General features: G+C 61.9%; 10 protein-coding genes. All 10 read right to left on the minus strand.

Translation table 11 applies throughout. The features are described from left to right. Positions 1-3: 3 nt before the first annotated feature. A complete protein-coding gene (locus tag P3R38_RS19115; protein ID WP_023381958.1) occupies positions 4-1,632 on the minus strand; it encodes a CTP synthase in 1,629 nt (542 codons plus the stop codon). A 269-nt stretch (positions 1,633-1,901) separates the two neighbouring features. Further along, the gene (gene tilS / locus P3R38_RS19120) at positions 1,902-3,185 is read right to left on the minus strand and encodes a tRNA lysidine(34) synthetase TilS (protein WP_277686509.1); all 1,284 of its coding nucleotides are present in this window, start codon (positions 3,183-3,185) and stop codon (positions 1,902-1,904) included. Between the two features lie 91 nt (positions 3,186-3,276). Further along, the gene (gene accA / locus P3R38_RS19125; protein WP_023381960.1) at positions 3,277-4,224 is read right to left on the minus strand and encodes an acetyl-CoA carboxylase carboxyl transferase subunit alpha; all 948 of its coding nucleotides are present in this window, start codon (positions 4,222-4,224) and stop codon (positions 3,277-3,279) included. A 105-nt stretch (positions 4,225-4,329) separates the two neighbouring features. Next, a complete protein-coding gene (gene dnaE, locus P3R38_RS19130; RefSeq protein ID WP_023381961.1) occupies positions 4,330-7,854 on the minus strand; it encodes a DNA polymerase III subunit alpha in 3,525 nt (1,174 codons plus the stop codon). A gap of 91 nt (positions 7,855-7,945) precedes the next feature. After that, positions 7,946-8,569 (minus strand): ribonuclease HII, encoded by a 624-nt coding sequence (gene rnhB / locus P3R38_RS19135; RefSeq protein ID WP_023381962.1) that lies wholly within the window; start codon positions 8,567-8,569, stop codon positions 7,946-7,948. 1 nt (position 8,570) lies between these two features. Continuing rightward, positions 8,571-9,698, minus strand: a complete 1,128-nt coding sequence (lpxB, locus tag P3R38_RS19140; protein ID WP_023381963.1) for a lipid-A-disaccharide synthase — start codon at positions 9,696-9,698, stop codon at positions 8,571-8,573. A 1-nt stretch (position 9,699) separates the two neighbouring features. Continuing rightward, entirely contained in the window at positions 9,700-10,476 is a 777-nt protein-coding gene (gene lpxA, locus P3R38_RS19145) for an acyl-ACP--UDP-N-acetylglucosamine O-acyltransferase (protein WP_023381964.1), read from the minus strand. Beyond that, positions 10,473-10,913, minus strand: a complete 441-nt coding sequence (gene fabZ, locus P3R38_RS19150; RefSeq protein ID WP_003252314.1) for a 3-hydroxyacyl-ACP dehydratase FabZ — start codon at positions 10,911-10,913, stop codon at positions 10,473-10,475. Before fabZ ends, lpxA begins: the two co-directional genes overlap by 4 nt. Before the next feature lie 114 nt (positions 10,914-11,027). Then, positions 11,028-12,083, minus strand: a complete 1,056-nt coding sequence (gene lpxD, locus P3R38_RS19155; RefSeq protein WP_023381965.1) for a UDP-3-O-(3-hydroxymyristoyl)glucosamine N-acyltransferase — start codon at positions 12,081-12,083, stop codon at positions 11,028-11,030. A gap of 1 nt (position 12,084) precedes the next feature. After that, complete coding sequence (locus P3R38_RS19160) at positions 12,085-12,588, minus strand: OmpH family outer membrane protein (RefSeq protein ID WP_015269197.1); 504 nt, start codon at positions 12,586-12,588, stop codon at positions 12,085-12,087. Positions 12,589-12,609: the final 21 nt, after the last annotated feature.

Here is a 12,609-nt window from a genome sequence, read left to right on the forward strand (position 1 = left end):
TGATCAGGCCTTGTTCTTCTGTGCCAGGGCTGCCTTGACGAAACCGCTGAACAGCGGATGACCGTCACGCGGGGTGGAAGTGAACTCCGGGTGGAACTGGCAGGCCACGAACCATGGGTGATCCTTGGACTCGACCACTTCCACCAGCGCGCCGTCTTCGGAACGGCCGGAAACCACCAGGCCGGCGTCGATCAGCTGGGGCAGCAGGTTGTTGTTCACTTCGTAGCGGTGGCGGTGACGCTCGGTGATGATGTCAGTGCCGTAGCAGTCATGAACCTTGGAGCCGGCAACGATCTGGCAATCCTGAGCGCCAAGGCGCATGGTGCCGCCGAGATCGGAGGCTTCGGTACGGGTTTCGACCGCGCCGGTGGCATCGGCCCACTCGGTGATCAGGCCGACTACCGGGTGACCGCTGTTACGGTCGAACTCGGTGGAGTTGGCGTCTTTCCAACCCATCACGTTACGGGCGAACTCGATCACGGCAACCTGCATGCCCAGGCAGATACCCAGGTACGGCACCTTGTTCTCGCGGGCATATTGCACTGCGGTGATCTTGCCTTCCACGCCACGCAGGCCGAAACCGCCAGGAACCAGGATGGCGTCTGCGCCCTCCAGCAGGCTGGTGCCCTGGTTCTCGATATCTTCGGAATCGATGTAGCGCAGGTTGACCTTGGTACGGTTCTGGATGCCGGCGTGGCTCATCGCTTCGATCAGCGACTTGTACGCGTCCAGCAGTTCCATGTACTTGCCGACCATGGCGATGGTGACTTCTTGCTCTGGGTTGAGCTTGGCATCGACCACCTTGTCCCACTCGGACAGGTCGGCGCTGTTGCACTGCAGGCCGAAGCGCTCGACGACGAAGTCGTCCAGACCCTGTGCGTGCAGCACGCCCGGGATCTTGTAGATGGTGTCGACGTCTTCCAGGGAGATGACCGCACGCTCTTCAACGTTGGTGAACAGCGCGATCTTGCGACGCGAGGAGGCATCGACCGGATGGTCGGAACGGCAGATCAGCACGTCCGGCTGCAGGCCAATGGAGCGCAGCTCCTTGACCGAGTGCTGGGTCGGCTTGGTCTTGGTCTCGCCGGCGGTGGCGATGTACGGCACCAGGGTCAGGTGCATCAGCATGGCGCGCTTGGAGCCCACTTCGACGCGCAACTGGCGAATCGCCTCGAGGAACGGCTGCGACTCGATGTCACCCACGGTACCGCCGATTTCCACCAGGGCCACGTCGGCATCGCCGGCACCCTTGATGATGCGACGCTTGATTTCGTCGGTGATGTGCGGGATGACCTGGATGGTCGCGCCCAGATAATCACCACGGCGCTCCTTGCGCAGCACGTGCTCGTAGATACGGCCGGTGGTGAAGTTGTTGTTCTGGGTCATGGTGGTGCGGATGAACCGCTCGTAGTGGCCCAGGTCGAGGTCAGTCTCGGCGCCGTCGTGGGTGACGAATACTTCACCGTGCTGGAACGGGCTCATGGTGCCAGGATCGACGTTGATGTACGGATCCAGCTTGAGCATGGTGACCTTGAGCCCCCGCGCTTCCAGGATGGCCGCCAGGGAAGCCGAGGCAATGCCTTTCCCCAATGAAGAAACAACACCGCCCGTGACGAATATGTAGCGCGTCATGAAAAACCCTAGAAGTCTGCGTTAAGGCGGCCAGCGCCGCCGGAGAAAGCGAAGGAAGGCCGAAGCCCCCGATCACCTGCGTCAATCACAGTGCATCTCGAAAAACTGCCGCGTCTGTACAGACCAGGGGTATCCCCGGCATGGAGCTCGCTCGTCATTTCCAGAATCAGCCCAGCAAAAAACTGCTTGGTAATCGGCAACTCCTGTGTTTTCGCGGAACCCACAGAAGCTGTATCAAGAAGGGAGGGTAGTCTACCGGAATGTACCCTTCATCTCAAACCTTGCGCGCTTGTCGGCAAATGCCAGCGAAGCTGGCAATCGGCCTGCCCCCGTTCGGGAAGATTGGCCACCGCCAGCAAGTCCTCGCCACGGAACAGCAACGGCAGGCGCGAACGCAGGAAGTGCGGAACCTGCGCCTCGTTCAGCAGGCGCTTGAGATCACGCCGACCACGACCGGGGACGTCCAGCACTTCGCCCCCCTGGCGATATGCGATGCGTAGCGGCCCCTCGGGCCGCTTGCCCTCGATACGCACATAGCCATTGCCCGGCAATGCCAGTGCCTCGGCCGGCGCCAGCCAGGGCTGCCCGACAGGCTCGGACTGCAACCAGTCATCGCCAAGCCACCAGATACGCCCATTGCTGCGCACCAACTGGCCGTCGGCAAGGCGCCAGATCGGCTGGGCATCGAGCGCGGCAGTGCACAAATCCACCCACCCGGCCCAGTGACGGCTGTCAGGCAATCGAGTGCGCTGGCTGAGCCAGTATTGCAAGGCATTGCGCTGGCGAGCAGGTGACAGCGAACGGAGGCAGGTCAGATCGAGCGAACTCAGGGCAGACCACTGAGCCGGAGCGCCTTGCTCGGCTAGGGCCAGATCGTCAAGCGCCACTTCATCGAGCAGCCCCAGCGCTTCGCCAAGATGATCGGCGCAGCGCGCGATGTTTTGGCTCGCTTGCGGCCAACGCTGGCGCAGCAACGGCAACACCTCGCCACGCAAGTAGTTGCGGGCGAAGTCGGTGTCACGGTTGGAAGGGTCTTCGACCCACTTCAGCCGCCAGGCTTGGGCGTACGCGGCCAACTGTGCTCGCGAGATCGCCAGCAATGGGCGGACCAAGGCGCCCTGCCCCAACCGCCGCTTGTCGGGCATGGCGGCCAACCCGCGCAAACCGGCGCCACGCAACAGGCGAAACAGCAGGGTTTCAGCCTGATCCTCGCGGTGCTGGCCGGTGAACAGCAGCTCTCCCGGGCCCAGCACCTGAGCCAATGCCGAGTAGCGGGCGTTACGTGCAGCCTGCTCAAGGCTGGCACCCGGCTCGACCTGAACGCGGATCACGGTAAGCTCGACACCCAAGTCGTTGCAGACACGCTGGCAGTGCTCCGGCCAGTCATTGGCGACAGGTTGCAAACCGTGGTGGACATGGATGGCGCGCAGTGGTGGAGCGCAGTGACTGCGGGCGTAATCGGCCAACAGGTGCAGAAGGACTGTGGAGTCGAGGCCGCCAGAGAAGGCGACGTGCCAGGCGGGGGCGTTCAGCCAGGGGGTGAGGTTGATCATGTAGGCCTCACACGGTTTGAAATCGCCGGGGCCACTACAGGCCTTGATCGCCGGCAAACCGACGATCAAGGCTTCCAGAGCCCCGGGTCTATCAGAGACCGTAGCTCATCAGACGCTCATAACGGCGCGCCAGCAGCGCGTCGTTGTCGAGCTTGCCGAGCATGTCCAGCTGCTGGATCAGGTCGGCACGGATGCTTTCGGACATCTTCACCGGGTCACGGTGGGCGCCGCCCAGCGGTTCCTCGATGACCTTGTCGACGATGTTCAGGCTCTTCAGGCGTTCTGCGGTGACACCCATGGCCTCGGCCGCGTCGGCTGCGCGGTCGGCGGTCTTCCACAGAATCGAGGCGCAACCTTCCGGCGAGATGACCGAGTAGGTGGAGTACTGCAGCATGTTCAGCTGGTCGCACACACCGATGGCCAACGCGCCACCGGAACCGCCCTCACCAATCACCGTGGCGATGATCGGGGTTTTCAGGCGCGCCATGACACGCAGGTTCCAGGCGATGGCTTCGCTCTGGTTGCGCTCTTCGGCGTCGATACCTGGGTAGGCACCCGGGGTGTCGATGAAGGTGAGAATCGGCATCTTGAAGCGTTCGGCCATCTCCATCAGGCGGCAGGCCTTGCGGTAGCCTTCCGGACGCGGCATACCGAAATTGCGGCGCACCTTCTCGCGCACTTCGCGGCCTTTCTGGTGACCGATGACCATCACCGGCTTGCCATCCAGACGTGCGGTACCACCGACGATGGCAGCGTCATCGGCGAAGTGGCGGTCACCGTGCAGCTCTTCGAACTCGGTGAAGATGTGCTCGAGGTAGTCCAGGGTATAAGGACGACGCGGGTGACGGGCCAGACGGGCGATCTGCCAGCTGGTCAGGTTGCCGAAAATGCTTTCGGTCAGGGTGTTGCTCTTGTCTTGCAGACGGGCAATTTCATCGCTGATGTTCAGCGAATTGTCGTTACCCACCAGGCGCAACCCTTCGATCTTGGCTTGCAGGTCGGCAATCGGCTGTTCGAAATCGAGGAAGTTCGGGTTCATAGTCATCCGTCTTGGGTCTACGGCCAGGCGGCCGGCCGGTTGATCCGTTTGGCGCCCTACCTTAAGGGATCAGGCGCATTCAGGTCGAGATTAAATTAGGTCGGTTCAACGATATTGCAGGAAGACGTTCTCACGCCCGAACTGGTCACGCAGCGCTTGAATCAAGCCATCGGCCGGGTCGATCGCCCACTCGTCGGCGAACTGCAGCATAGCCTTGGCATCGCTGCCGGTGTACTCGAGGGTAATGGGGCAACCACCGCGATGGCGGGTGATCAGTTCACCCAGCCACTTCAGCCGGTCGCCCTTGAGCGCGTCATGGGCCACCTTCAGGCGCAGGCTTTCGGCCAGTTTGGTGCGTGCGTCCTCCATGGTCATCACTTGCTTGACCCGCAAACGCAGGCCACCGGAGAAGTCGTCGTTGCTGACTTCTCCTTCCACCACCACCATGGCATCGGCCTGCAGCAACGACTGGGCCGCCATGAAGGCGTCGGCGAACAACGAGGCCTCGATACGCCCTGAACGGTCATCCAGGGTCACGAAGCCCATCTTGTCGCCCTTCTTGTTCTTCATCACCCGCAAAGCAACGATCATGCCGGCGATGGTCTGGGGCTCGCGCGACGGCTTGAGGTCGATGATGCGTTGACGGGCAAAGCGACGAATTTCGCTTTCGTACTCATCGATCGGATGGCCTGTCAGGTACAGGCCGAGGGTGTCCTTCTCGCCCTTTAGGCGTTCCTTGAGCGTCAGCTCACGCACCTTGCGGTGATTGGCGTAGACGTCGGAGTCTTCCTCGACGAACAACCCGCCGAACAGGTCGACGTGACCGCTGTCGGCGGTACGGGCCGTTTGCTCGGCAGACTTGATGGCTTCCTCCAGCGCGGCCAGCAAGGTCGCGCGGTTGCGATCGATGTTGGCCTGGTAGGCCTTGATCTCGTCGTGGAAGTACGGACCGAGGCGATCGAGCGCACCACTGCGGATCAGCGCATCCAGGGTCCGCTTGTTGACACGCTTGAGGTCGACGCGTTCACAGAAATCGAACAAGTCCCTGAAGGGACCGCCCTGGGCGCGCGCCTCGACGATGGCCTCCACCGGCCCCTCGCCCACGCCTTTGATCGCCCCCAGGCCGTAGACGATGCGACCGTCATCGTTCACGGTGAACTTGAAGTCGGAGTTGTTCACGTCCGGCGCATCGAGGCGCAGCTTCATGCTGCGCACTTCCTCGATCAGCACCACCACCTTGTCGGTGTTGTGCATATCCGCCGACAGGACCGCAGCCATGAACGGCGCAGGATAATGCGTCTTGAGCCAAGCGGTCTGGTAGGACACCAGGCCGTAGGCGGCGGAGTGGGATTTGTTGAAGCCGTAACCTGCGAACTTCTCTACAAGGTCAAAGATGTTACCCGCAAGATCAGCATCGATACCGTTATTGGCACAACCTTCGATGAAGCCGCCGCGCTGCTTGGCCATTTCTTCGGGCTTTTTCTTACCCATGGCTCGACGCAGCATGTCCGCACCACCGAGGGTGTAGCCCGCCATGACCTGAGCGATCTGCATCACCTGTTCCTGGTACAGGATGATGCCGTATGTCGGCGCCAGTACCGGCTGCAGGCCCTCGTACTGGTAGTCCGGGTGCGGGTAGGCCAGCTCGGCGCGACCGTGCTTGCGGTTGATGAAGTCATCCACCATGCCCGATTGCAGCGGGCCCGGTCGGAACAGGGCCACCAGTGCGATCAAATCTTCCAGGCAGTCGGGCTTGAGCTTCTTGATCAGCTCCTTCATGCCACGGGATTCGAGCTGGAAAACCGCCGTGGTTTCGGCCTTCTGCAACAGCTCGTAGGTCTTGCGGTCATCCAGAGGGATGAAGTCGATGTTGACGTCCGGCAGGTTCTTCTTGGCCTGCTCGCGGTTGATGGTCTCCATTGCCCATTTGATGATGGTCAGGGTACGCAGGCCGAGGAAGTCGAACTTCACCAGGCCGGCAGCTTCGACGTCGTCCTTGTCGAACTGGGTAACCAGGCCGCCGCCTTCTTCATCACAGGCGATCGGCGAAAAATCAGTGAGTTTGGTGGGCGCGATAACCACACCACCGGCGTGCTTACCAGTGCCGCGGGTGACCCCCTCCAGCTTCAGGGCCATGTCCCAGATCTCACGGGCATCCTCGTCGCCCTTGAGGAAGTCACGCAGGATTTCTTCCTGCTCGTAGGCCTTCTCCAGCGTCATGCCCACTTCGAACGGGATCATCTTCGACAAGCGATCCGCCAGACCGTAGGACTTGCCCTGGACCCGCGCCACGTCGCGCACCACCGCCTTGGCCGCCATGGTACCGAAGGTGATGATCTGGCTCACCGCGTTGCGCCCATAGGCTTCGGCCACATAGTCGATCACCCGGTCACGGCCATCCATGCAGAAGTCGACGTCGAAGTCGGGCATGGAAATACGTTCAGGGTTGAGGAAACGCTCGAACAGCAGGTCGTAGGCCAGCGGGTCGAGGTCGGTAATCTTCAGTACATAGGCCACCAGCGAGCCAGCACCCGAACCCCGGCCCGGGCCGACCGGCACGCCATTGTTCTTGGCCCACTTGATGAAGTCCATAACGATCAGGAAGTAACCGGGGAAGCCCATCTGGATGATGATATCCAGCTCGAATTTCAGGCGGTCCAGGTAAACCTGACGCTTCTCTTCATAGTTGGGCGTGGTCTCTTTCGGCCAGAGCACCGCCAGGCGCTCTTCCAGGCCTTCATGGGAGACGTGGCGCAGGTAGTCGTCGATGCCCATGCCGTTGGGGGTCGGGAAGTCCGGCAAGAAGTACTTGCCCAGCTGTACCTGGATATTGCAACGCTTGGCGATCTCGACGGTGTTGGCGACGGCATCCGGCAGGTCGCTGAACAGCTCGACCATTTCCTCTGCGCTCTTGAGGTACTGCTGGTCGCTGTAATTGCGGGGACGACGTGGGTCATCCAGGGTCCAGCCCTCGCCGATGCAGACGCGGGTCTCGTGGGCGTCGAAGTCGGACTGCTTGATGAAACGCACGTCGTTGGTCGCCACCAGCGGCGCCCCGAGCTTGTCGGCCAGGGCCACGGCGGCATGCACGTACTCCTCGTCACCTGCGCGGTTGGTGCGCTGCACTTCGACGTAGAAACGCTCGGGGAACATGCCCATCCAGTCGCGCAGCAGGGCCTCGGCTTCTTCATTCCGACCAGCCATCAGGGCCATACCGATGTCGCCCTCCTTGCCAGCGGACAGGGCGATCACGCCCTCACTGGCCGGGGCGATCCAGTCGCGCTGGAGAATCACCAGGCCGTTACGTTGGCCTTCGGTCCAACCCCGCGAGATCAACTCCGTCAGGTTGCGGTAACCCTTGGGGTTCATGGCCAGGAAGCAGATGCGCGACAGCGGCGCCTCGGGATCGGCTCCGGCCAGCCACAGGTCGGCGCCGCAGATCGGCTTGATCCCGGCGCCCATGGCAGTCTTGTAGAACTTGACCAGCGAGCACATGTTGCTCTGGTCAGTGATCGCCACCGCGGGCATGTTCATCCCGGCCAGCGCCTTGGCCAGCGGCTTGATCCGCACCAGGCCGTCGACCAGCGAGAATTCGGAGTGTACGCGCAGGTGAACGAAGGGAACCGACATGGATGATCCTGTAGCAGAGCTTGACGACAAGGGCGGGATTGTAACGTAAATGAGAGGGAAACGATTGGGGCCGCTGTGCGGCCCCAATGTGTTAGATCAGTGAGTCAGTGAGGCCTTCACGGGCTTCCCAGGCCGCGCGAACCGGCGCGAAGGAACGCCGGTGGATGGGCGTAGGCCCAAGGCGCGCAAGTGCCTCCAGGTGCACCGGCGTCGGATAGCCCTTGTGCCCGCCAATTCCGTAACCGGGATAGATCAGCTCGAAAGCGCTCATCTCGCGATCGCGCGTGACCTTGGCCAGGATCGACGCCGCGGCGATGGCCGGCACCTGGCTATCGCCCTTCACTACCGGCGCGGCGGGCACGGCCAGCCTGGGGCAACGGTTGCCATCGATCAGCGCGAGCTTGGGCGTGACGCTCAAGCCTTCGACCGCACGCTGCATGGCGAGCATGGTGGCCTGAAGAATGTTCAACCGGTCGATTTCTTCGACTTCGGCACGGGCAATACAGAAACTCAGGGCTTTTTCGCAGATCTCATCGAACAGCGCTTCGCGCTTGGCCTCGGTAAGCTTCTTGGAATCGTTCAGACCCAGAATCGGGCGTTGCGGGTCGAGAATCACCGCAGCGGTGACGACCGCGCCACACAGCGGCCCACGTCCCACTTCGTCGACACCCGCCACCAAGTCTTCGACCAGGTTGAAATCCAATCCAATCTGCATGTCAGCGGTCCTTGAGCAAAGCCAGCACCGCGTCGGCGGCCTGGTTGGAAGCGTCGCGGCGCAGGGTGCGGTGAATCTCGTCGAAACCTTCGGTCTGTCGGCTGCCATCGGCGACCAACGGCACCAAGGCCTGGGCCAGGGCTTCACACGTCGCGGCATCCTGCAGGAGTTCCGGCACCAGTTCGCGCTGGGCCAGCAGGTTGGGCAACGATACGTAGGGGCTCTTCACCAGGCGCTTGAGGATCCAGAAGGTCAAAGGCGCCAGGCGGTAGGCCACAACCATGGGCCGCTTGTACAGAAGTGCTTCAAGGGTGGCTGTGCCCGACGCGATCAGCACCGCATCGCAGGCCGCCAGCGCCACATGCGACTGGCCGTCCAGCAGCATCAGCGGCAGGTCACGGCCCTCCAGCATCTGTTCGATCTGGGCACGGCGCGCGGGATTGGCGCACGGCAGGACGAAACGCACCCCCGGGATGCGGTCGCGTAGAAGCTGGGCAGTATCGAGGAACAATGCCCCCAAGCGCCCCACTTCGCCTCCACGGCTCCCCGGCATCAAGGCGACCAGCGGACCATCGGCCAGGCCGAGGGAAGCGCGCGCGGCCTGTCGATCGGCCTCGAGCGGGATGGTATCTGCCAACGGATGACCGACGAAACGCACCGGCACGCCCTGCTCTTCGTAGAACCGCGCCTCAAAGGGCAGCAGGGTCAGCATCAGGTCGCAGCCTTCGCGGATCTTCAGCACACGCTTCTGCCGCCAGGCCCAGACCGAAGGGCTGACGTAGTGCACGGTCTTGATACCCGCCTGACGCAGCTTCAACTCGATGTTGAGCGTGAAGTCAGGCGCGTCGATACCGATGAATACGTCGGGCTTCTGCGCAATCAGGGTCTGGATCAGTTCCTTGCGCCGCTTGAGCAGCTCGCGCAGGCGGCCAAGCACCTCGACCAACCCCATGACCGCCAGGCGTTCCATGGGGAAGTAAGACTGCAGGCCTTCGGCCTCCATCAGCGGACCGCCGACACCGATGAAGCGGACGTCAGGATGGCGCGCCTTGAGCGCGCGCATCAGGCCAGAACCGAGAATGTCGCCGCTGGCCTCACCCGCGACCAACGCTACACAGAGCTGCGCCATGTCAGCGAGTGATGCCGCGAGCGGAGTTCAGGATCGACTGGCGGAACAGCTCGACCTCAGGGTGTTGCCCCGCCAGTTCTTCCAGTTCCTTGACCGCTTCTTCAACGGTAAGGCCCTGGCGGTAAACGACCTTGTAGGCACGGCGCAGGGCGTGGATGACCTCGTCACTGAAGCCGCGCCGACGCATGCCCTCGAAGTTCATGCTGCGGGCTTCGGCGGGGCTGCCGAACACCGTGACGAAGGCAGGGACGTCCTTGCCAATCGCCGTACCCATGCCGGAAAACGCGTGCGCCCCGATGTGGCAGTACTGATGCACCAAGGTGTAGCCCGACAGGATCGCCCAGTCGCCCACATGCACATGGCCAGCCAACGCGGTGTTGTTGACCAGGATGCAATGGTTGCCGATGACGCTGTCGTGACCAATGTGGGCATAGGCCATGATCAGGTTGTGGTCGCCGAGCGTGGTTTCCGAACGGTCCTGCACGGTACCGCGGTGGATGGTCACGCCTTCACGGATCACGTTGTGATCACCGATCACCAGTCGCGTCGGCTCGCCCTTGTACTTGAGGTCCGGGGTGTCTTCGCCGATCGAGGAAAACTGGTAGATACGGTTGTGCTTGCCGATACGGGTTGGTCCTTTGACCACCACGTGCGGACCAATGACAGTACCCTCCCCGATTTCGACATCGGGGCCTACGATCGACCAAGGGCCGACTTCGACACCGTCGGCCAACTTGGCCGACGGGTCGATGATCGCCCGAGGATCAATCGAACTCATAGGGAACGTTCCGCGCAGGTGATCTCTGCCGAGCAGACCGGCTTGCCGTCGACCAGCGCACGGCATTCGAACTTCCAGATCATGCTCTTGCGGCTGAGGAACTTGGCCTCCAGCACCAGTTGATCACCCGGCAATACCGGCTGACGGAAACGCAATTTGTCGGAACCGACGAAATAGTACAGCGTGCCATCGGCCGGCTTGGCGTCGAGCATCTTGAAACCGAGAATGCCGGCCGCCTGGGCCATGGCCTCGATGATCAAAACGCCCGGCATGATGGGGTGCGCCGGGAAATGGCCATTGAAAAACGGCTCGTTGATGCTGACATTCTTGTAGGCACGAATGCTCTGGGCCTCGAAGTCCAAATCCGTCACTCGGTCCACCAGCAGGAACGGGTAACGGTGAGGCAGGTATTCGCGAATCTCGTTGATGTCCATCATTTCGGGGGGAAGCCTGTAATAAGAATAGGGAGCGCAGGTGCTGACCACACGCTCCTTTTGCAAATCCAAAGAGGAGCCAGCTAGCGACTGTTCACGCTCGCTCAGGAAATGGTATCAGCCTTCTGATGCCGGCTGATCACCTGAGGTCACGGTATCGACACGTTTTTCCAACTGCTGGAGACGCTTGGACATGTCGTCCAGCTGGCGAATACGCGCCGCACTCTTGCGCCAGTCAGCCAACGGCTGCATGGCCGTGCCGGAAGAATAGGCGCCCGGTTCAGTGATCGAACGGGTGACCATGGTCATTCCAGACACGAATACGTTGTCGCAGACATCGATATGGCCAACCATGCCGACGCCACCGGCGATGGTGCAGTGCTTGCCAATACGCGTGCTGCCGGAAATCCCGACACAGGCCGCCATGGCCGTGTGTTCGCCGATCTGCACGTTGTGGGCGATCTGGATCTGATTGTCGAGCTTGACGCCATCGGCGATGCGCGTATCGGACAGCGCACCACGGTCGACCGCGGTATTGACGCCAATTTCCACGTCATCACCAATGGTGACGCCGCCAATCTGGGCAATCTTGCGCCAGACACCCTTCTCGTTGGCAAAGCCGAAGCCTTCACCTCCGATCACCGCGCCTGACTGAATGACCACACGCTTGCCAATGGTCACATCGTGGTACAGGGTGACGCGCGGCGCCAACCAGCCGCCCTCGCCCACCACGCTGCGCGCACCAATCACACAGTGCGCACCGATGCTCACATTGGCACCAATACGCGCACCGCTCTCGATGACCACGAATGGCCCGATGCTGGCACTGGCATCCACCTGGGCATCCTCTGCCACCACGGCGCTGGGATGAATACCCGCCTCAGCCTTGGGCTTGGGATCGAACAGGTGGGAAATGCGCGCGTAGGCAAGGTACGGGTCGGCCACGATCAGGGCGTTACCGGCAAAGCCTTCGGCGTCCGCGGCCTTCAGCAATACCGCCGCTGCCTGGCTGTTATCCAGGTATTTGCGGTACTGCGGATTGGCAAGGAAGCTCAATTGACCAGGTCCGGCCTCCTGCAAGGTGGCCAGTCCGGTAATTTGCAGCGCCTCGGGCCCCTTGAGGGTCGCCCCGAGCGCTTCGGCCAACTGGCCGAGCGTCATGGTCACGGTCATATCAACGGGCTTGGTTCATGCGCTCGATGACTTGGCGGGTGATGTCGTACTGAGGTTTGACATCGATGACCGCACCGCGCTCCAGAACCAGGTCGTAACCGCCCTTCTTGATCACTTCCTCGACGGCACCATCGAGCTTCGGCTTGAGCTGCTTGAGCATGTCGCGGTCAGCAACGGCCTTGGCTTCGTTCAGTTCTTTGGACTGGAACTGGAAGTCACGGGCTTTCTGCTTGAATTCGAGCTCCAGGCGCTCACGCTCCTGCTGCTGCATTTTGTCGCCGCCTTTGATCAGGCGGTCCTGGATACCTTTGGCGCTGCTTTCCAGGGACTTGAGCTTGGTCAGTTGCGGGCCGAACTTCTTCTCGGCATCAACCGCGTACTTCTTGGCGGCATCGGATTCGAGCAGGGCCATCTGATAGTTCAGCACGGCAACCTTCATTTCGGCGAAAGCCGGGGTGGCGACCAGCGCCGCGGCCACTACGGCCAGTTGAGTCAACTTACGCACGATGCACTCCTGGATAAACCG

Source organism: Pseudomonas sp. NyZ480 (assembly GCF_029537255.1).
Taxonomy (GTDB): Bacteria; Pseudomonadota; Gammaproteobacteria; order Pseudomonadales; family Pseudomonadaceae; genus Aquipseudomonas; species Aquipseudomonas taiwanensis.